Here is a 19201-nt window from a genome sequence, read left to right on the forward strand (position 1 = left end):
CAGACTGCGCGGCCCGATAAACCACCGGGGGGAGCTGCTGCATTGGGTGAAGCAGACGCGCTGCTGCAAGTTGGCTCCACGGATGATGCCGGCGCTCGGACCGCAGACCTATTCTTCTGGCAAGCGGCTATGGCGGCCGCTGATGGAATCGCCGCCCTCTTGACCGAGCTAGGTGCCGACATGGACGTACCGCACGACTCTGTGTCTGCAATCGTCTGCGAGCATCACGAAGACTGGATCGTGCGCGCTGGCGATCAACTTGAGATCGTGTCCGCTAAGCATCGTGAAGCGAACGTCGGCGCATGGGCTTCGATCACAGTGCTGGTAGACGATGGCGGTCTTGGACACCTCTTTACGAGATGGATCCTGTTGGACCGCAAAGTGGCAACGCGTCTTGTGTCTTGCGCGGCACTACGAAATGGCGAAGCGTCGGAGCTCGCCGAAAGCACCGTTCTGCTCCGTCGCTCGGCTTCAGGTACGAGTCTGACAGACACCGAACTGGAACTCGTGAACAGGTGCATCGACAAGTTCAGCCGAGCGATCATGATGCACCGCAAGCGGCTTCCGCCTGACTGGCAAGCGCCGATGGACGAGCGTGCAAGGGACCTCGATCCGCCCCGCGACCTGCAAGAGGCGGTTCGCGATTTCCTCACCGTGCTGAGCTTCGACGTCGGCCGACCCAGTAGGGAGTTCGCTACCTACGCCGCGCCAGGCCTCTACGCGGAACCACTGGCGATCAGATTGAGTCAGACCGAGGCACTTGCACCTCTTATTTGGAGCGCCGTGCTTCGTTTGTTCGAGGTTCGAATGCGCGCCCGGGGCTCGCGCGAGCGCGGTGGGCTTCCGGACGTGGGAGCAACGCCCGCCCGAAAGCAGGTCGCGGAGGGCGCGATCGAGCTCGAATCACGGACCGTGACGGTTCAAGACATCCTGCTTGCTGCGCGAAGCGCGATTCAAAATCCTGGCGCGTACATGCCTCTTGCTCGACCTGCAAAGCTCACCCGACTTAGCGTGAAGATGGCTAACGGTGGGTGTTCGGACACAAGCATCGCGCGCGCCGAACGACTGAGGCTGGACTTTGCGCGCTACCGCAGGGCGAGAGAAGCCAGCGTGCCAGGGAGCTCCGCGGAACGCGCGGCCGTTGAGCGGCACCTGTTGCGGATCGCCGACGAGGAGACGGCCGGCTCGCGGAATGCTGGTGGCCGCTGGGGCGATGCCCTGTGGGGCGCGATGTCCGATCGCCTCTCCAACGCCCCGCCTCAGCATCTGTCATCCGGGCTCGACGGAGACCTTGCCCTCGGGGGCGTCGCCGATCTCGCATCGCGTTGCCAAGTGTGGTTCAGCCCGGGGTTCGACGTTGACGGTGCGATCGCCGATGAGAAGAAGCTCCGAGCCCAGCGGTGATGACGCCAAACCCAGTCGCGGAACATCTTGCCGCCTTGCAAGACGACCTTGCTTATCACCAGACGCGTGTACTACTCCTTGTCGCGGCTGTGTCCTCTAATAAAGGCCACGCCCGGAAACTCGACGGGCTCACAAAGCTCGCCAAGCTTGATTTTCTGACGCGCTACCCCGGGCTCGCCTCGGTTGTGCTTCCGAACCTGACGAACGAGAGCGCCCGTATGCATCTCACCGAAGCCGAATCGCTCAATCCCACCGACGTTGAAGATCCAATGATTCGTTACAAGTACGGCCCGTGGGATGACCGCTACTACCCCATCATCGGCTCACTGGTGGGACGAAGCCTTGTGAAGTACGTGCGGGGCCGGCAAGGCAGCGTGGCACTCACCCTGACACCGACCGGCAAGTCGCTCGCCGCCGAAGTAGCTGCCCTCCCACAATGGAGCACCGTCCACGCAAGATGCGAAGCGATCGCGGAGGCGTCTGCGGGACTGACTGGCAACGCGTTGAAGGAACAGATTTACAGGAAGCTCGCTGATCTAATGAACCGCCCGCACCGTGAGTTGATCAAGTGACCACCACGTTTCGCCTTGAATCGATCTCCGTCCGCACCGTAGCTGGGGATGTTGCTTACGCCTTTCCATCCTCGCTTACCGTCTTGGCTGGAAGCGTGGGAGTGGGCAAGAGCACGCTCTTCGAACTTGTGAAGCACGCGCTGGGTGGGGGCGCGCTGTTGGCGGAGGTTGCCCGCGCCAGCGTCCTCGAGGTATCAGTCGACATCAAGATCGGATCGGAGCGTCTCCTCCTCACAAGATCGATTGATTCCGAGACCTCAGCAGTGGTCCGCGTCAGGGATCTCAAGGAGCAGATCGATCTTGAAGACCACTACACAGATAAGCGTGAACCCAGCCTCAGTTCGCTATTGCTGGCCTCCATGGGCATCCCGGACGATATGCGTGCTGCTTCAAAGGCGTCGAACAGCACAAAGCAAGGCGCTCGCATCTCGTTCGCTGACATCTTCAGATACATGTACGTCTCTCAGGCTGATATCAACAAGGAGATAGCTGGCAGCGGAGATACTTGGTACACGCCGAAACGGAAGGCAGTATTTGAGTTGCTCTTCGGATTGACGAATCCGTCGATCCTGGACCTGCAATCCTCGATAGCTAAGCTTCGAGGTGAGCACGAGAACGCGCAGCGAGAACACGCCGTGGTACTCCAGTTTCTAGCCGATAGCGGCGCGCAGTCCCGGTTTGAAGCTGAGGCTAATCAAATCGACGCCCAAGCGAGTATTCGCGATTCGACGATCGAGCTCCACGGGCTTCGCGAAGCGATTCGACCAGTCATCGATCGGGAGACGCGCACCCTTCGGGACCTGCTCGGCGAGGCTGAGAAGAGCCTCGCACAGGCCGCCAACGTGAGGACCTTGCTGGAACAGCAGCGTGCCGACTTTGCCGATGAGCGCGCACACGTGATCCAGGACATCGCCCGACTAGAACGGATGCTGATCGCAGGGGAACGGCTGGCGCAGATCGAGTTCGCAGTGTGCCCGAGGTGCATGCAGAGCCTGAAGGCGCGTGAGGCGCCACCCGAACTGTGCCGGCTCTGCATGCAAGACGATCCACTCGTTTCCACGCAGCCGTCGGATCGAAGCTCCTACGAACTAACGCATTTGAAAGAGCAAGTAGTAGAACTGGAGACGCAGGTAAGCACTCTATCGCTTGAACTCGAATCAGCCGACGAGATGCTCCTTCACCGCTCCCGGCTAGTGGAGGATCTTTCGAAAGCGATCCAAGACCGAACCGAGAACCGGATTACCCCCCAGCTGCAGGCGTATACGGACGCTACGACCCGCCTGGCGAGTGCAGAAGGACGATCGCGTGAACTGGAGCAAGTTCTGAAGTTCTGGGATCGCGCCGGTGATCTTGAGGCACGAGCCGCAGATCTCGGCGCCGAACTGACAGACCTTCGAAAGGAACTCGACCTTCGAGGTGCCGCACTCGCGGAACGACGGCGCGAGGTGTTCGCGGAACTTGACGACGAGTTCGCAGAGAACGTTTGGTCCATTGGAGTTCCCGGTGTGCGGTCGGCAAGAATCGACCGCGAGCACTACCTACCCGTCTTGAACGACCAGGCCTTGAAAGACTTCAGCCCGGTTGGTGGTGTCCGAACGGCGACGCAGGTTGCGTACTGGGTGACCGTCCTAAACGTCGCCCTGCGAAGGCGAGACACTTTGTTCCCGGGGTTCCTTCTGATTGATAGTCCCCGCACCTCCCTCAACGACAATGACGAACTTTCGGCGGCGCTCTACCGCCGACTAGTCACGGCCGCAGACGCTGCTAATGGGCGCGTGCAACTGATCATTGGCGATAACGAGCTACCTGCGACGTACCGCCGCGACTACGCCCAGATAGACTTCGACTACCGTCATCCGACGATCGCAACGATCCCTCACCCAGGCAGGGAAGCGGTCAGGCCAATCACAGGTGAGTCTTTCGCCTGACCTCATGTAACAAAGGGGCGTGGAAGTCGTTGGAGTCGCCCGACGCCTGACAGAGTCAACAACGGAACCTCACCGCCAACGTGTGGGGCCGATGATCACCGACGGGGCCGGAGCTTGCTGCGAGGATGGCGGCATGACCGACGAGCCGACGCCCGGGCAGTACGCGCACTTCAAGGGCGCGCCCTACGAGGTGCTCGAGGTCGCGACGCACTCCGAGACCGGCGAGCGCGTCGTCGTCTACCGGCAGGGCTACGGCGACCGGGCGCTGTGGGTGCGCCCCGTGGCGATGTGGTCGGAGCGCGTGCAGCGCGACGGCTACGACGGCCCGCGCTTCCGCCGGGTCGAGCCCGACGCATCCTGATCCGCCGTCAGGCGCGGACGGGGTCCTCGCTCGCCAGGCGCGGCTCGGTGCGCAGCTCGGGACGCACGCCCGCCTTGTCGGCGTAGAACGCGCGGATGCGATCCATGTCCTTCGGCACGTCGCCCGTGAGCCGGATGGTGGGGCCGAGGCCCGCCGTCATCGTCGTCACGTCGGGGTAGCCGAGCGTGACGGGCAGGCCCGTCGCCACCGCGATGCGGTGGAAGCCCGATCGCCAGTGGGTACCGGAGCCGCGCGTGCCCTCGGGCGTGACGACGAGCACGATCTCCTCGCCGTGCTCGATGAGCGCCACGACCTCGTCGACGATGCGCGAAGGATCGCGGCGATCGACCGGGATGCCGCCGAGGCGACGCATGATCCAGCCGGCAGGACCGCGGAACAGCTGGTGCTTGCCGAGGAACCGCGGGCTGAGGCCGTGCTCCCACGCGATCGCCAGCATGAGCACGAAGTCCCAGTTCGACGTGTGCGGGGCGCCGATGACGATGCGCGAGCCGTGCACCTCGGGGTCCTCGCGCACGAGCGTCCATCGACTGAACCGCCAGTACGTCCTGGCGATCGCCCGCCGGACGGGCATGCGTCGTCGCGTCATCGTCTCCCCCGAGTCGTTCCGACCACGGTACGCGGCGGCGCATGCCGAGTCACGTCCGCGACCGGCATCCGCGCGCTCGACTCCCACTCGGGTCGCAGGCCGGCGGCGTAGCGTGCGCGCATGCGCTTCGCCTGGGTCGACGACGTGATGCTGGCCGACGGACGCGCCGCCGCGACGTTCGCGCAGGAGTGGTTCCGCGATAGCGCGACCGTCGAGGTCGGCGGCGAGACCTGGCTCTTCCGCAAGGACGGCTTCGGCGGCGACTGGGCCGCGTCGGTCGACGGGGTCGATCGCATCCACGCGCGCAGCACGTCGATGTGGCGGATGCGGTGGCAGGTGTCGGCGCCGAGCGGCACGTACGAGGTGCAGCGATCGGGCTCGTTCCCGATGGCGACGTTCTCGGTGCTCGCCGGCGGCGCGGTGGTGGGCGACATCCGGTCGACGGGGTTCTGGACGTACAAGCCCGAGATGCGGGCGCCCGACGCGATGCCCGCCGCCGAGGCCGCGTTCGTGCTGTGGGTCGTGCGCCGAGCGATCGGCCGGGCGTCGGCTGCTGCGGCGTCGGCGTCCACCTAGGGCCCTCGAGCGCTCCGACCCGTCGCGAGGTGCGGTTTGCCGTCGCGAGGTGCGGGTGTCCTGTCGAGGTGCGCGGAGAGCCGCACCTCGACGGGACGAGCGCACCTCGCAACGGATGCGCGCCGGCGTCAGCGGCGGTCGCGCTCCGCGCGCAGCACCGCGAGGCGCGAGCGGTACTCGGTCTCGTCGATGTCGCCGTTCGCGAAGCGGGTCGCGAGCGCCTGCTCCCCCGCCGCGGCGGCGTGCACGAACGGGCGTCGCCGCATCGAGCGGCGCAGCAGCAGCACGACCGTGACGACGAGCGCGACCCAGAGCAGCGGGATGAGGACGCCGAGGCCCCAGAGCGGACCGCCGCCGGGTCCCCAGCGCGTGACCTGCTCCGCGAGCATGGGTGCTGCCTGCGTGATGGTGGTGAACATGCGTGGCTCCTTCTGCCGAGCGGCCGTCCGACCGCACCCTCAGCGTTTCGCTGCGCGCCGCATCCGCGCGTCCGGCTGCGGGATGCACGTGCAGCCTCCCGCGGGAGGTGGAGCGCAGACCATCCGCTCCCCGAGGTGCGATCCTGGGAGCGGTCCCGCGGCCTCAGCCCCGCGACCACCCGGGGCGCACGAGGCCCGTCTCGTAGGCGAGCACCACGAGGCGCACGCGGTCGCGGGCGCCGAGCTTGCCCATCATGCGCGAGACGTGCGTCTTCGTCGTGAGCGGGCTGAGGAAGAGCCGGCCGGCGATCTCCTCGTTCGTGAGCCCCTCGCCCACGAGCGCCAGCACCTCGCGCTCGCGCTCCGTGAGCTCGGCGAGCGGGGCGGCGTCGACGGGACGGATGCCCTGCGCGACCCGCTCGAGCAGGCGGCGGGTGACGGATGGGCTGAGCAGCGCGTCCCCCTCGGCCGCGACGCGCACGGCGCGCAGCAGGTCGACCGGATCGGCGTCCTTCACGACGTAGCCGCTCGCGCCCGCGACGATCGCCTCGCCCACGAGCTCGTCGAGCTCGAACGTCGTGACGACGACGATGCGCGTCGCCGCCAGCGCATCGTCGGCGACGATCTGCCGCGTCGCCCACAGGCCGTCGCGGCCGGGCATGCGGATGTCCATGAGCACGACGTCGGGCCGCTCGGCGCGCACGAGCGCCACGGCGGTCTCGCCCGTCGCCGCCTCGCCCACGACGTGCATGTCGCCCTCGGACTCGACGAGCGCACGCAGGCCGGCGCGGATGAGCGCCTGGTCGTCGACGATCGCGACGCGGATCATGCGGCTCCCTCCGGGAACGTGGCGACGACCGCGAAGCCGTGGCCGCGAGGGCCGGCGTCGAGCGTGCCGCCGAGCAGGGCGGCGCGCTCGCGCATGCCGAGGATGCCCGTGCCGGCGCCCGGGCTCGGCGGGCTCGCGGTCGCGGGACCGTCGTCGACGACGGCCGCCCGCGCAGCATCCGACTCGCGGGCGAGCGACACCGTGACGTGCGTGCCGGGCGCGTGACGGGCGGCGTTCGTGAGGGCCTCGCGCACGATGCGCACGATCGCCGACTGGATCGCCGTCGACGGGCGAGGCTGCAGCGCATCCTCCAGCTCGACGCGGATGCCCATGGACGTCGCGCTCGCGACGATGGCGTCGAGCGCGTCGAGGCTCGCCTCGGGCACGAGCGGCCCGTCGGCCTCGCCGCGCAGCACGCCCAGCATGTGGCGCACGTCGTCGAGCGCCTGCCGACTCGTGTCGCGGATGGTCGCGAGGGCCTCGGTCGCGCGCGCCGGCTCGCGGTCGGCGAGGTGCAGGGCGACGCCCGCCTGCACCGAGATCGAGGAGAGCGAGTGCGCGAGCACGTCGTGCAGCTCGCGCGCCATCGCCTCGCGCTCGCGGGCGTGGCGCGTGCGCGCCTGCTCGTCGGCCTGCTCGCGGGCGATGCGCTCCTGCTCGCGGCGAGCACGACGGGCGGTCGAGATGACGAGCACGATCGTGAGCGCGACGCACGTCATGACGGTGCCGACGATCCAGCCTCGCGACAGCCCCGTGACCGCGATGGTCGCGACCGTGACGGTGAGGGAGCCGACGATGCCGGCGACCGCCCACGTCGCGGCGCCGCGGCGCACGGCGAGCACGATCGCGAAGGCGTACGGCAGCGCACCGAGCGGCGGCGGCCACGGCACGAGGATCCACGTCGCCGTCGCCGCGACCGCCACGACGACCGTCGCGGCGCGGGGCCAGCGGTCGATCGCGAGCAGGCCGAGGGATGCCACGGCCCCGGCGACGATGCTCGCGGCCGCGAGGCCGGGCACGAGGTGGGCGACGCCCGGCACGTGCCAGGTGGCGTCCGCGCGAGCGACGAGCGCGACGCGGCCGATGCCGGCGCCCGTCACGAGCACGAACGAGAGGATCGCGCCCAGGACCGCGAGTCTCGACGGGCGCGGATGCGGCATGGCGTCAGCGTAGCCAGCGCGGCGCGCAGCGGGCGTCCGCTCGCGGGAGGCGCTCGCCGCCTCCCCCGGGAGGCCCGTGGTCTCCGCCATGACGAGATGTGACGCCGGCAGCGCGTCACATGACGTCGCCTCCCTGCCATCCGTCGGGGGACGCCGCTACGGTTCCAGGCCATGGCGAACCTCCCCGTCCTCGACCTCTCCGACCTCGACCGCGGCGCGGCATCCGCCGCGTCGTTCCGCACCCGCCTGCGCGAGGCCACGCGCGACGTCGGCTTCCTCTACCTCGTCGGCCACGGCATCGACCCCGACCTGCAGAGCCGCGTGCACGGCCTCGCCCGGGCGTTCTTCGCGCTGCCCGAGGAGGAGAAGCTGAGCATCGAGAACACGTCGAGCCCGCACTTCCGCGGCTACACGCGCGTCGGCGGCGAGCGCACCGAGGGCAAGGTCGACTGGCGCGAGCAGATCGACATCGGGCCCGAGCGCGGCGCGGTCGACCGAGCGGATGCGGACTACTGGCGGCTCGAGGGCCCCAACCTGTGGCCGGAGGCGCTGCCCGAGCTCGAGGTCGTGCTGCACGAGTGGCACGACCGGCTCGCCGACGTGGGCCAGCGGCTGCTCGCCGCGTGGGCCGAGTCGCTCGGCGCGCCCGCCGACGCCTTCGACGCCGCGTTCGCCGAGCCCTTCACGCTCATCAAGGTCGTGCGCTACCCCGGCTCCGACGCCCGCCGCGCGGGCCAGGGCGTCGGCGCGCACAAGGACTCCGGCGTGCTCACGCTGCTGTGGGTCGAGCCCGGCAAGGACGGCCTGCAGGTGGAGATCGACGGCGAGTGGGTGGATGCGCCGCCCATCGAGGGCGCGTTCGTCGTGAACATCGGCGAGCTGCTCGAGCACGCCACCGGCGGCTACCTGCAGGCGACCCGGCACCGCGTGCTCTCGCCGCCCGCTGGCAGTGACCGCGTGTCGATCCCGTTCTTCTTCAACCCGGCGCTCGACGCGCAGATCCCGCTGCTCGACCTGCCGCCCGAGCTCGCCGCCGACGCTCGCGGCGTCTCGCAGGATCCCGCGAACCCCATCCACTCGACGTACGGCGAGAACGCGCTGAAGTCGCGGCTGCGCGCGCATCCCGACGTCGCGGCGATCCACCATGCCGACCTCGTCGCCAGGCGAGCGGCGGCCGTCGCCTAGGGACGCGTCGGGAGGGCGCGCAGGCCGCGCTCGATCGTCTCGGGGCGCGCGGCGAGGCAGATGCGGATCCACCCCTCGCCAGAGCGTCCGAACGCCGAGCCGGGGGCCACGGCGACGCGATCCTGCAGCAGCAGCCGCTCCGCCCACGCCGCGACGTCGCCGCCCGAGACGTGCGAGACGTCGATCCACAGGTACATGGCGCCGTCGGGGGTCAGGTGCGGGATGCCCGCCTCCGCGAGGATGCCGGCTGCGAGCTCGAGGTTCGCGCGATAGTGCTCGCGCGCGACCGCCACGGCATCCTGCGGCCCGGTGAGCGCGGCGAGCGCCGCCCGCTGGTCGGGCGACGCGACGCACGAGATGATCGCCTCCTGCAGCGTGCGCATCCGCTCCGCGAGCCCGGAGGGCACCGTGAGGAACCCGACGCGCGCGCCGGTCATGGCGTACGACTTGGACACGGAGTGCACGCCGAGCACGCGCCCGTCGCCGTCGAGCGCCTGCGGGCTCACGTGCGCGCCGGCCCACACGAGATGCTCGTACACCTCGTCGCTCACGACCCACAGATCGTGGTCGCGCGCGAGGTCGAGGATCGCCTGGATGGTCTCGCGCGGCAGCACGACGCCCAGCGGGTTCGAGGGTGTGTTGAGCACGATGGCCCGCGTGCGGTCGGTGACGAGCGCGCGGATGGCATCGACGTCGGGCAGGAACGTCGGCGGCTGCAACGCGTACGGCACGGCGCGCGCCGAGAGCATCGCGGGCGCCATCGAGAACGTCGTGTAGCCGGGGTCGGGCACGAGCACCTCGTCGCCCGGCTGCAGCACGAGCGTCATCGCGAGGTGGATCGCCTGCGTGCCGCCCACCGTGACCCACACGCGCTCGCGGTCGAGCTCGACGCCCTGCTCGCGGCGTTGCTGCTCGACGAACGCGTCGCGCAGCGCGGGCAGGCCGCCGTTGGGACCGTACGACGTGTCGTCGGCGAGCCAGGCGGCGGCGCCGGCGTCGAGGATGTGCTGGGCGACGGGCTGATCGGGCTCGCCGACGGCGAGCATGGCGACGTCGTCGAGCTGCAGCGCGATCTCGAAGATGCGACGGATGCCCGAGGCGGGCACGGCGTCGATGTGGTGGGCGATGCGGGGCACGTCGCCAGCCTAGGTTCGCGGCCTCCGCGCCGCGCAGGCGAGGTGCGCGCCTACCCTGGAGGGATGTTCACGCGACGCGAGGCCGCCATCCGGCTCGACATCCCGGTCGAGATGGCCCAGCGCCACGGCATCCCGGCGACGATGCGCGACGCCGAGCTCTCGGCGATCGAGGCCGACCCGCCCGCGTGGCTCGCGCAGTCGCGGGCCAACCGCCGCCCCGGTGCCCGGCCCGTGTGGATGCGCCTCGAGTGCGCCGTCTGCGGGCTCGAGGAGTGGGAGCGGCCGAAGAAGTGGTGGCCCGACTTCACGATGCTCGTGTGCGACCGGCACGACCCGTCGGAGGCGCCCCGCCGCGCTGCGGGCACCGTGCGCTCGGAGATCGAGGGCGTCGGCACGCGATTCGTGGGGATCGTCGACTCCCCCGCCTGATGCGCTGACCGCCGCGCTCCCATCAGCTCATCGAGGAGCGCGCGAGCCCCCACCAGCTGGTCGAGGAGCGCGCGAGCCCGAAGGGCGAGCACGCGTCACGAGACCACGCGAGCGCTGCTCCCGCCCAGCCACGCGCGAGGTCGCGTCGAGCGGGCACGTCGCGAGGTCTCGTGACGGCTGCAGCCTTCGGCTGCGGCCTCCTCGACCAGCTGCGGGGCGTCGACGGGCGGCAGCGGACGACGCGCAGGGTCGCGTCGAGCGGGCAGGTCGCGTGGTCTCGTGACGGCTCCTCGCTGCGCTCGGGGCCTCCTCGACCAGCTGGAAGGAGGGCGTCGCCGAGCGGCAGCGGACGAACCTGGCGCGTCAGCGGCCGAGCGTCTCCACGAGGCGCACGAGGTTGCGGGTCGCCATCGTCACCGTGAGCGGGCCGACGCGCGGCACGAACGCCGACGCGACCTCCATCGCGGAGTCGTCGAAGTTCCGGCGCTCGGCCACGTTGACGAGCAGCGCGCCGGGCTTCAGCTCGGCGCCCGTGATGGGCTCGAACGCCGCCGCGGGCACGGCCGACACGACGACGTCGGCCTCGGCGAGCGCCTCGGCGCGCGTCGCGGTGGAGTCGCGCACGTCGTGGGTGTGGCGTCCGATCGCGGGCTCGAGCACGAGCGAGCCATGCACGTCGAGCGAGTACACGCGCGCTCCGTCGTTCGCGAGCATCGCCGCGAGCGGGCGGCCGACGATGTCGGAGCGGTTGACGACGCACGCCGTGAGCCCCTCGAGCGGCGCCTCCGAGCCCTCGCCGCGCATCCCCGCGTGCTGCAGCAGCTTGAGGATCGCGAGCGGCGTGCATGGCAGGATCGCGCGGTGCGTGCCGGCGTCGTCGACGAAGCGGCGGTTCTCGTAGAGCAGGCGGCTCCAGAACGAGTGCATGCCCTCGATGTCCTTGCGGGGGTCGACGAGCTCGCGCAGCCACCGGTCGGCGATCGGATCGATGAGCGGGTAGTAGAGGAAGACGCCGTCGACCTCGCGGTCGCCGTTCGCGGCGGCGATCGCCGCCTCCACCTCGTCGAGGGCGACGTGCCGCACCTCCATGGCGATGCCCACGGCCTCGCATCCCTTGACCGCGTATCGCGCGTACGTCGCCGCGGGCCCGTCGTGCTGGCTGAGGATGCCGACGACGCGCAGGGTGCGGCCACGCTCGGCCAGCGCGGAGACGGAGGCGCGCACCTCGTCGCGGTAGGCGCGGGCGACCTCGGACGGGTCGACGACGATGGCGGTCATGCGGATTCCTCGCTCTGCAGGGCGGTGACGATGGCGTCCCACGCGCGCTGCCTGCGCTCGTGGAGCGCGGGCTCGCCATCGAGGCCCGCGAGGTTGACGTCGGCGGTGCGGATCGCCGCGCGTGCGGCGCCGAGCAGCAGGTCGCGGCCGGCGAGCACGTCGCTGCGCACGCCGGACCGCACGAGCGGCTCGACCGCGAGCGAGAAGGCGACGGCCTCGAGCGCCGCATCCGCGACGTCGAGCGGGGCGACGGTGGCGACGACCGTCTCGACGCGGATGGCGGCGGTGCGGTCGGCGCGCTCGGCGTCGTCGGCGCGCGGCATCCGGTACGCCTCCATGAGCGCCTCGAAGACCTCGACGTCGGCGTCGACCGCCGCATGCAGGGTCGTGAGGATGCCCTCGCCGCGCGTGCGCGCCTCGCGCAGCGTCGCGGCGGCATCCTCGTCGGTGCTCTTCGCGCCGAGCGTGACGTCGATGGCCATGAGCACGAGCCCGGCTCCGAGCGACGCGGCGTGCGCGGCGATCGAGCCGCCGCCGGGCGTCGGATCGGCGGATGCGGTGCGCCGCAGCAGCTCGTCGCCGGACGCGGCCCACAGACTCTCGCTCACGTGCTGCGACGATACCGGGCGGCGGCGGTGGTGGATGCGCGGGTCCGGTCCGGGCCGCGGGCCCGCTGCCCTCCCCAGCTGGTCGAGGAGGCCCCGAGCGCCAGCGAGGAGCCGTCACGAGACCGCCTGACGTGCCCGCTCGACGCGACCATGCGCGTGCCCGGGCGGGAGCGGCGGTCGCGTGGTCTCGTGACGCGTGCTCGGCCGTCGGCCTCGCGCGCTCCTCGACCAGCTCGGGGTCGGCAGCCGCACGGACGAGCGGGCGGGCGCATCCATCGGATGCGCCCGCCCGTCGAGCCCTGGAGCCTCAGCCCCGCTTCGCCTGCTTCTCGGGGGTGGGCAGCGTGCCGGCGGCGCGCTGCTCCTCGTAGTACGCCATCGCCTCGGCCTGGCGCAGCCCCTCGGCGCCCGACGCGATCGGCGCGCGCAGGTGCTCGTCCTCGAGGCCGAACGCGGCGACGAGGTCGAGCGCGTGCGGGCGGATCTTCACGAGCAGACGCTCGATCGTCGAGCCGACGACCTTCGCGCGGGAGCCGGACAGGCGACCGTTCGACAGGTACCACGCGAGGTGCCGCTCGAGCAGCGTGAGCGCGAACAGGTCGCGCACCCACGTCATGACGCGGGCGGTCTCGCCCGTCATGCGCTCGACGGCCTCCGTCAGCGCCTTCCACTGCTGCAGCTCGGCCCAGGCGCGCGCGGCCTCGATGAGCTCGTTCTGCACGTTGTTGAACGCCTTGGCGGTCTTGGCGGCGTCGCCGCGCGGCACGTGCCGCAGGCGGCCCGCGATCTCGGCGACCATCGTCTCGACGCGATCGGTGAGCAGCTCGCGCTGCACCGACGTCGTGCGCAGGGCGCGGGACGCCGTGGCGGGCAGGCCGAGGTCGCGCACGTCCTGCGCGACCTGGTGCAGGCCGACCTGCGCGGCCGCGCGGCCGGCGAACTCCTTCGCGGCGAACTGCGCGAGCTGCGCCGCCGAGGCGCCCTTGAACTGCTTGGCGAAGTCGCCGAGCAGGCGCTTGCCGACGAGCTGCAGCAGCACGGTGTTGTCGCCCTCGAACGTCGCGTAGATGTCCATGTCGGCGCGCAGCAGCGTGAGGCGGTTCTCTGCGAGGAAGCCGGCGCCGCCGCACGCCTCGCGGGCCTCCTGCAGCGTGTCGAGCGCCGCCCAGGTCGAGAGCGACTTGAGGCCGGCGGCGAGCGTCTCGAGGTCCTCGCGGGCCTCGGGGGTGTCGGTGCGGCCCGAGAAGACGCCGTCGAACTCCGTGAGCAGGCGCTCGTGCGCGTACGACATCGCGTACGTCTCGGCGAGGCGCGTGAACAGGCGCTTCTGGTGCCTGCGGTAGTCGAGCAGCACCTCCTCCTCGACGTCGCTCGCCGCGTTGAACTGGCGACGCTCCGAGCCGTAGCGGATCGCGATCGCGAGCGCGGCCTTCGATGCGACGGCCGAGGCGCCATCCAGCGAGACGCGGCCCTGCACGAGCGTGCCGAGCATCGTGAAGAAGCGGCGGCCGGGGCTCTCGATCGGCGACGAGTACGTGCCGTCGGCGGCGACGTCGCCGTAGCGGTTGAGGAGGTTGCGGCGGGGCACGCGCACGTGGTCGAAGTGCAGGCGGCCGTTGTCGATGCCGTTGAGCCCGCCCTTGAAGCCGTCGTCCTCGCCCCCGATGCCGGGCAGGAACTCGCCCGTCTCGGGGTCGCGGATGTCGACGTAGAAGGCGTGCACGCCGTGGTCGACGCCCTTCGTGACGAGCTTCGCGAACACGACGGCGGCGATGCCGTCGTTCGCCGCGTTGCCGAGGTAGTCCTTCCACGCGCCGCGGAACGGCGTATGGATGACGAACTCCTCGGTGGCCTCGTCGTACGTCGCCGTCGTGCCGATCGATGCGACGTCGGAGCCGTGGCCGGTCTCGGTCATCGCGAACGCGCCGGGCACGTCGAAGCGCATGATCGGGGGCAGCAGCGTCTCGTGGTGGTGCGTCGTGCCGAGGTGCAGCACCGCGGCGCCGAACAGGCCGTACTGCACGCCCGACTTGATCTGCAGCGACGGGTCGGCGAGCACGAGCTCCTCGAAGCCGGCGATGTTGCCGCCGTGGTCGTCGCCGCCACCGAGCTCCTTCGGGAACGCGACGAGCACGGCGCCGTCGTCGACGAGCAGGCGCAGCTGGCCGAACGCGCGAGCGCGGTGCTCGGCCATCGTCTGGTTCGGGATGCGCTGGTAGTCAGGGTTGGCGGCCTTCGCACGCGCGGCGAGGCGGCGCTCGGCCCATGTGCCGAGCAGGTCGCGACCGAGCCAGTCGACGTCGATCGCGGCGGTGCGCGGCTTCGGCTCGAGATCGAGGGGCGTGTGGGCCTCGTCGGCCTCGAGCGGCTCGGATGCGGACAGGGTGTCGACCACCGGTTCCTCCTGCAGAGCTTTCCATCGTCGGGCGCTGTTGGCAGCGACGGTACGCCTGGATGCTGCGGAGGTGGCGAGCGTTGCGGGGGCCGACAGTCCGACCCCGACACGCGTCGCAGCGAGTTGTGGGATGCCTACGACCAGACCGCGATTCCGTGGTACCGAACCGACAACTCGACGCGGCGCCGCGGGACGCACCCACGCGCCGTCGGGCTCGTGGTCGACGGGTCGTCGCCGCGTCGCGTGGGCGACGGTCCCGCCCGAGCCGGCCTAGAGCGTCGAGTGCAGCACGTCGCCGCCGACCATCGTGAGCGCGACGGGCATCGCGCGCAGCCGCTCGGCCTCGAGCGGGCCGTCGATCGCGACGAGGTCGGCCGGCTCCCCGACCGCGATCCTCGAGCGCACCGAGCATGCGAGCGCCGTCGCGAGGTCGATGCCCTCGTGCGGCTGCCACGGCGCGTCCCCACCTCGCGTGCGCGTCACGGCCGCCGCCATCGACACCCACGGGTCGAGCGGAGCGACCGGCGCATCCGAGCCCAGGATCACGGCGACGCCCGCATCCAGCAGCGAGCGGATGCGGTACGCCAGCCGCTCGCGCCCCGCCCAGTAGCGGGCGATGAGCTCGCGATCGTCGAGCATGTGCTCGGGCTGGATGGAAGCGGTGACGCCGAGCGCGCCCATGCGGGCGACGTCGGCATCGGTCGCGAGCTGCGCGTGCTCGATGCGGCCCGTGATGCCCGTGGCCTCGAACACGTCGAGCGCGTGCGTGAGGGCGGCGTCGCCGAGGGCGTGCACGGCAGGGCGCAGGCCCATGGCGGCGCCGCGAGCGAGCACGGCGGCGAGCTGCTCGGGCGGCACCTCGAGGAGGCCGCGCCCGCCGTCGGGATAGGGATCGTGGCAGTAGGCGGTGCGGGTGCCCAGCGAGCCGTCGGTGATGACCTTGAGCGGGCCCACGTGCACGCGGTCGTGGATGGCGCGGCCCGTGCGATCGCCGCGCGCCTCGGCGAGGTCGAGGTCGTGCGGGTAGACGCCCACCTCGACGCGCACCGGCGAGCCCGAGCGGCGCGACCAGGCGCCGACGGCGTCGTCGAGGTCGAGGTCGGTGATGCCGACGATGCCGCGCGCCGCCGCCGCGGCGAGCGCGTCGCCGATCCAGCGCTCGCGCGTCGCATCGTCGACGGTCGCCTCGAGCGTGCGCATCGCGGCGAAGCTCGGGGCCTCGCGCAGCATGCCGTCGTCCGGCAGCTCGACGCCGAGCATGCGGCCCATCGCGCTGCTCGACCACGACGCGTGCAGGTCGGCGCTGAGCGCCGTGACGGCGCGGTCGCCGGCGACGGCGTCGAGCAGGGCCCGGCTCGGCGCATCCGACCACAGCCCCTCGCGCATCCCCACGGCGACGAGCGGCTCGTCGACGGGCACGGTGCGCAGCGCGTCGCGGATGCGTGCGGCGGCCTCCGTGGCCGAGCCGACGTCGAGGATCGAGATGCGGCGACGGTGCGCCGCCCACTGACCGAGGTGCACGTGCTCGTCCCACAGGCCGGGCACGAGGATGCGGCCGTCGAGGTCGAGGTCGCCGTCGGCCGCGGTCGCACTGCCGCTCGGCACGACGGCGGCGATGCGCCCGTCGGCCACCTCCACGTCGACGAGGGAGCCGTCCTGCAGGCGTGCGCGCGTGATCCTCACCTCGTCACGCTAGCGCCGCGCCGCCGCTCCGCTCGCGCATGCCGATCGCGTTTCGCAGGCGATCGGCGGTGGCGGAGGGAAGATGCCCCCTGGCCCCGTGATCGCCTGCGAGACGCGAACGACAGGGCCGCTCAGGCGGTGCCGGGACGGGCGGCGGGGTCGACGTCGCGCTCGGCGGGCGGATCCTCGACGACCGACGCGATCGTGATGGGCGCCGTCTCCGGCTGCGGTCCGCGGCGACGGCCGCGCGCGAGGTCGCCGATGCGCGACGCGACGCCGTTCGCGACCGCGATGCCCACGAGCAGCACCCCGCCGCCGACGAGCTCGGCCACCGACGGCCGCTCGCCGCGCAGCGCCACGCTCGTGGCGATGCCGATGACGGGCACGAGCATCGCGAACGGCACGACGTCGGATGCGGGATGCCGTGCGAGCAGCGAGTTCCAGATGCCGTAGCCGACGAGGCTCGCGAGCACTGCCGTGTACACGACCGAGCCGATGCCGAGCGGGCTCACGTGCGTCAGCGCGTCCACGATCCGCTCGGGGCCGTCGACGACGAACGAGAGCGCCGCCATCGGCACGGGCACGACGAGCGCCGACCACACGGTGAGGCCGAGACCGCTCGCGGCGCCGGCCTTGCGCGTGATGACGTTGCCCGTCGCCCAGGTCGCGGCCGATGCGAGCACGAGCAGCAGGGCGACGAGGGGCACGTCGCCCGAGCGGCCGAGCGCCACGATCGCGACGCCCGCGACGGCGATGCCGATGCCGACGAGCTGCATGCGCCGCGGCCGCTCGCCGAGCACGAGCGCGGAGACGGCGATGGTCACGACCACCTGCACCTGCAGCACGAGGGATGCGAGGCCCGGCGGCATGCCGAGCGAGAGGCCGAGGTAGAGCAGCGCGAACTGGCCGAGCGACATCGTCGCGCCCACGCCGAGGATCGTGCACCACGGGAGGTCGGGCTTCGGCACCAGGAAGATCGCGGGCACGAGCACGAGCACGAAGCGCAGCGCGAGCAGCAGGAACGGCGGCAGCTCCTCGAGGCCGACGTCGATCACGACGAAGTTCGAGCCCCACAGCAGCACCACGAGCAGCGCGAGGGCGACGTGACGGGGAGGCATGCGTCCATCCTCACGCAGCAGTGGCCCGCTCGCGGCGGGCCACTGCTGTCGTCGTGGCGTCAGCGGGCGACGCGGTGGGCTCGGATGCGGGGGCGGTGGCTGGCGACGTGCGGTGCCTCGCGCCAGGCCGCGAGCTCGGGCGGCACCGCGGGGGTGTGCGCGGCCGCCGCGGCGTCACGGGCGTCGTCGAGGATGCGCTGCACCTCGTCGCGGTCGAGGAGCCGCTGGCGCAGCTCGGGGTCGACGGGGTGAGCGCGGTAGCCGTCGGTGCGCACGTCCCACACGACGGCGACCACGGCGGCGATGCCGAGGGCGATGATCAGGATCAGGAAGGCGTTCATGGCAGCAATTCGACACCTTGCAAGATCCCGCCACCAGTGGCATGATCGCCAGCATCCATCAAGATCCCGCCATCGGTCGCAGCGAGGAGCCAGCATGAAGGTCGCGTGCATCGTCGACGATCTCGTCAACCCGTTCGAGCTCGGCGTCGCCTGCGAGGTGTTCGGCGACGACCGCTCGGCGTACGGCGTGCCCCGCTTCGACTTCCGCGTCGTCGCGCCCGTGCCCGGCAGGGTCGCCGTCGACTATCAGGGCGGCTTCTCGCTCGACGTGCCCCACGACCTCGCGTTCGTCGACGAGGCAGACATCGTGGTCGTGCCCGCCTTCCGCGACTGCGCCCGCGACACGTGCGGCACCGAGGTGCTGGACGCCATCCGCCGCGCGCACGCCCGCGGGGCGTGGATCCTGTCCCTCTGCACCGGTGCCTTCGTGCTGGCGCGCGCCGGGCTGCTCGACGGCGGCCGCGCCACGACCCACTGGCGCCATGCCGACCGCATGCAGGACGAGTTCCCGGCCGTCGACGTCGCCTGCGACGCGCTGTACGTGCAGCACGGCCGCGTCATCACGAGCGCGGGCACCGCCGGCGCGATCGACGCGGCGCTGCACCTCGTGACCGTCGCGATCGGCGCGCAGTCGGCGTCGACGATCGCGCGCGGCATGGTCATGCCGCCGCAGCGCGACGGCGGGCAGAGCCAGTACGCCACCGGCCCCGTCGCCGAGCGGCACGCCGAGACGCTGGCACCGCTCGTCGCCTGGGTGTCGGCGAACCTCGAGCTCGACCACTCCATCGCCACGCTCGCCGCTCGCGCGCACATGAGCGAGCGCACCTTCGCGCGGCGCTTCAAGGACGAGCTCGGCACCACGCCGGCGGCCTGGCTCGCGAGCCACCGCGTGCGCCGCGCGCAGCAGCTGCTCGAGGCGACGGACCTGACCCTGGATGCCGTGGCCGCCGAGGCGGGGTTCGGCACGGCCGCCCTCATGCGGCATCACTTCCAGCAGCACCTGTCGACCACGCCGAGCGCCTACCGGCAGCGCTTCCAGGTGACCCGCGGGGAGCTCGCACCCGTCGCCTGACGCACCGCGCGCCGGAGCCCCGCGGCCCACCGACCGCGCACCGCACGTCCCGACTCCGGCCAGGCCCCGCGCACGCCACGTCCAGCGCGGCGTGCTGCAC

The 19201-nt window shown here is 71.3% G+C and carries 19 protein-coding genes; 8 read left to right on the forward strand and 11 right to left on the reverse strand.

The annotated features are described in order from the left end of the window. Positions 1 to 180 precede the first annotated feature (180 nt). From FS793_RS08330 to FS793_RS08345, 4 genes are all read left to right on the forward strand, one after another. Complete coding sequence (locus FS793_RS08330; protein ID WP_222123718.1) at positions 181 to 1404, forward strand: hypothetical protein; 1224 nt, start codon at positions 181 to 183, stop codon at positions 1402 to 1404. Further along, a complete protein-coding gene (locus FS793_RS08335; RefSeq protein WP_144720040.1) occupies positions 1404 to 1976 on the forward strand; it encodes a hypothetical protein in 573 nt (190 codons plus the stop codon). The genes FS793_RS08330 and FS793_RS08335 overlap by 1 nt, the downstream gene beginning before the upstream one ends. Further along, positions 1973 to 3904 carry a hypothetical protein gene (locus tag FS793_RS08340; RefSeq protein WP_144720041.1) on the forward strand — a complete coding sequence of 644 codons (1932 nt, stop codon included), beginning with the start codon at positions 1973 to 1975 and terminating at the stop codon, positions 3902 to 3904. Before FS793_RS08335 ends, FS793_RS08340 begins: the two co-directional genes overlap by 4 nt. 133 nt (positions 3905 to 4037) lie before the next feature. Then, positions 4038 to 4265 carry a DUF1653 domain-containing protein gene (locus tag FS793_RS08345; RefSeq protein ID WP_092503247.1) on the forward strand — a complete coding sequence of 76 codons (228 nt, stop codon included), beginning with the start codon at positions 4038 to 4040 and terminating at the stop codon, positions 4263 to 4265. Between the two features lie 7 nt (positions 4266 to 4272). Here the strand turns inward: FS793_RS08345 and FS793_RS08350 are convergent, their stop codons facing one another. Further along, positions 4273 to 4857 carry a 1-acyl-sn-glycerol-3-phosphate acyltransferase gene (locus FS793_RS08350; RefSeq protein ID WP_144720042.1) on the reverse strand — a complete coding sequence of 195 codons (585 nt, stop codon included), beginning with the start codon at positions 4855 to 4857 and terminating at the stop codon, positions 4273 to 4275. Positions 4858 to 4992: 135 nt separating this feature from the next. On the opposite strand from FS793_RS08350, the gene FS793_RS08355 reads away from it, so the two are divergent. After that, complete coding sequence (locus tag FS793_RS08355; RefSeq protein ID WP_144720043.1) at positions 4993 to 5448, forward strand: hypothetical protein; 456 nt, start codon at positions 4993 to 4995, stop codon at positions 5446 to 5448. Between the two features lie 128 nt (positions 5449 to 5576). On the opposite strand, the gene FS793_RS08360 is transcribed toward FS793_RS08355, so the two are convergent. The 3 genes from FS793_RS08360 to FS793_RS08370 all read right to left on the reverse strand — a co-directional run bounded on the left by FS793_RS08360 (position 5577) and on the right by FS793_RS08370 (position 7856). Then, positions 5577 to 5867: a hypothetical protein gene (locus FS793_RS08360; RefSeq protein ID WP_222123739.1), complete on the reverse strand. Its 291-nt coding sequence runs from the start codon at positions 5865 to 5867 to the stop codon at positions 5577 to 5579. Positions 5868 to 6030: 163 nt separating this feature from the next. Then, complete coding sequence (locus FS793_RS08365) at positions 6031 to 6696, reverse strand: response regulator (protein ID WP_144720044.1); 666 nt, start codon at positions 6694 to 6696, stop codon at positions 6031 to 6033. Continuing rightward, positions 6693 to 7856, reverse strand: coding sequence for a sensor histidine kinase (locus FS793_RS08370; protein ID WP_144720045.1), 1164 nt, complete (start codon positions 7854 to 7856; stop codon positions 6693 to 6695). The genes FS793_RS08365 and FS793_RS08370 overlap by 4 nt, the downstream gene beginning before the upstream one ends. Before the next feature lie 171 nt (positions 7857 to 8027). On the opposite strand from FS793_RS08370, the gene FS793_RS08375 reads away from it, so the two are divergent. After that, positions 8028 to 9041 (forward strand): isopenicillin N synthase family dioxygenase, encoded by a 1014-nt coding sequence (locus tag FS793_RS08375; protein WP_144720046.1) that lies wholly within the window; start codon positions 8028 to 8030, stop codon positions 9039 to 9041. On the opposite strand, the gene FS793_RS08380 is transcribed toward FS793_RS08375, so the two are convergent. After that, positions 9038 to 10177, reverse strand: coding sequence for a pyridoxal phosphate-dependent aminotransferase (locus FS793_RS08380; RefSeq protein WP_144720047.1), 1140 nt, complete (start codon positions 10175 to 10177; stop codon positions 9038 to 9040). The two genes, FS793_RS08375 and FS793_RS08380, sit on opposite strands and share 4 nt — an antisense overlap. 63 nt (positions 10178 to 10240) lie before the next feature. Between FS793_RS08380 and FS793_RS08385 the strand changes: the two genes are divergently transcribed. Further along, on the forward strand, positions 10241 to 10606 hold the full coding sequence (locus tag FS793_RS08385) for a hypothetical protein (RefSeq protein ID WP_144720048.1): 366 nt from the start codon (positions 10241 to 10243) through the stop codon (positions 10604 to 10606). A gap of 363 nt (positions 10607 to 10969) precedes the next feature. Here FS793_RS08385 and FS793_RS08390 read toward each other — a convergent pair whose 3' ends face one another. From FS793_RS08390 to FS793_RS08415, 6 genes are all read right to left on the reverse strand, one after another. Then, complete coding sequence (locus FS793_RS08390) at positions 10970 to 11884, reverse strand: tetrahydrofolate dehydrogenase/cyclohydrolase catalytic domain-containing protein (RefSeq protein WP_144720049.1); 915 nt, start codon at positions 11882 to 11884, stop codon at positions 10970 to 10972. Beyond that, a complete protein-coding gene (locus FS793_RS08395) occupies positions 11881 to 12492 on the reverse strand; it encodes a cyclodeaminase/cyclohydrolase family protein (protein ID WP_186329402.1) in 612 nt (203 codons plus the stop codon). The genes FS793_RS08390 and FS793_RS08395 overlap by 4 nt, the downstream gene beginning before the upstream one ends. Positions 12493 to 12799: 307 nt before the next feature. Next, positions 12800 to 14887 carry an acyl-CoA dehydrogenase family protein gene (locus FS793_RS08400; RefSeq protein ID WP_260980086.1) on the reverse strand — a complete coding sequence of 696 codons (2088 nt, stop codon included), beginning with the start codon at positions 14885 to 14887 and terminating at the stop codon, positions 12800 to 12802. Positions 14888 to 15157: 270 nt separating this feature from the next. Next, positions 15158 to 16570, reverse strand: coding sequence for an amidohydrolase (locus FS793_RS08405; RefSeq protein WP_144720051.1), 1413 nt, complete (start codon positions 16568 to 16570; stop codon positions 15158 to 15160). 131 nt (positions 16571 to 16701) lie between these two features. Next, positions 16702 to 17688 (reverse strand): EamA family transporter, encoded by a 987-nt coding sequence (locus FS793_RS08410; protein ID WP_144720052.1) that lies wholly within the window; start codon positions 17686 to 17688, stop codon positions 16702 to 16704. A gap of 59 nt (positions 17689 to 17747) precedes the next feature. Next, positions 17748 to 18029, reverse strand: a complete 282-nt coding sequence (locus FS793_RS08415) for a hypothetical protein (protein ID WP_144720053.1) — start codon at positions 18027 to 18029, stop codon at positions 17748 to 17750. A gap of 94 nt (positions 18030 to 18123) precedes the next feature. Between FS793_RS08415 and FS793_RS08420 the strand changes: the two genes are divergently transcribed. Continuing rightward, positions 18124 to 19101 carry a GlxA family transcriptional regulator gene (locus tag FS793_RS08420; protein WP_144720054.1) on the forward strand — a complete coding sequence of 326 codons (978 nt, stop codon included), beginning with the start codon at positions 18124 to 18126 and terminating at the stop codon, positions 19099 to 19101. Positions 19102 to 19201: the final 100 nt, after the last annotated feature.

It is taken from the genome of Agrococcus jejuensis (assembly GCF_007679035.1).
Classification (GTDB): domain Bacteria; phylum Actinomycetota; class Actinomycetes; order Actinomycetales; family Microbacteriaceae; genus Agrococcus; species Agrococcus jejuensis_A.

Coding starts and splice junctions, on each gene's coding strand:
- FS793_RS08390 (WP_144720049.1), bottom strand. CDS start 11,884: ATGACCGCCATCGTCGTCGACCCGTCCGAGGTCGCCCGCGCCTACCGC.
- FS793_RS08355 (WP_144720043.1), top strand. CDS start 4,993: ATGCGCTTCGCCTGGGTCGACGACGTGATGCTGGCCGACGGACGCGCC.
- FS793_RS08350 (WP_144720042.1), bottom strand. CDS start 4,857: ATGCCCGTCCGGCGGGCGATCGCCAGGACGTACTGGCGGTTCAGTCGA.
- FS793_RS08385 (WP_144720048.1), top strand. CDS start 10,241: ATGTTCACGCGACGCGAGGCCGCCATCCGGCTCGACATCCCGGTCGAG.
- FS793_RS08365 (WP_144720044.1), bottom strand. CDS start 6,696: ATGATCCGCGTCGCGATCGTCGACGACCAGGCGCTCATCCGCGCCGGC.
- FS793_RS08370 (WP_144720045.1), bottom strand. CDS start 7,856: ATGCCGCATCCGCGCCCGTCGAGACTCGCGGTCCTGGGCGCGATCCTC.
- FS793_RS08375 (WP_144720046.1), top strand. CDS start 8,028: ATGGCGAACCTCCCCGTCCTCGACCTCTCCGACCTCGACCGCGGCGCG.
- FS793_RS08415 (WP_144720053.1), bottom strand. CDS start 18,029: ATGAACGCCTTCCTGATCCTGATCATCGCCCTCGGCATCGCCGCCGTG.
- FS793_RS08420 (WP_144720054.1), top strand. CDS start 18,124: ATGAAGGTCGCGTGCATCGTCGACGATCTCGTCAACCCGTTCGAGCTC.
- FS793_RS08345 (WP_092503247.1), top strand. CDS start 4,038: ATGACCGACGAGCCGACGCCCGGGCAGTACGCGCACTTCAAGGGCGCG.
- FS793_RS08360 (WP_222123739.1), bottom strand. CDS start 5,867: ATGTTCACCACCATCACGCAGGCAGCACCCATGCTCGCGGAGCAGGTC.
- FS793_RS08330 (WP_222123718.1), top strand. CDS start 181: ATGGACGTACCGCACGACTCTGTGTCTGCAATCGTCTGCGAGCATCAC.
- FS793_RS08410 (WP_144720052.1), bottom strand. CDS start 17,688: ATGCCTCCCCGTCACGTCGCCCTCGCGCTGCTCGTGGTGCTGCTGTGG.
- FS793_RS08335 (WP_144720040.1), top strand. CDS start 1,404: ATGACGCCAAACCCAGTCGCGGAACATCTTGCCGCCTTGCAAGACGAC.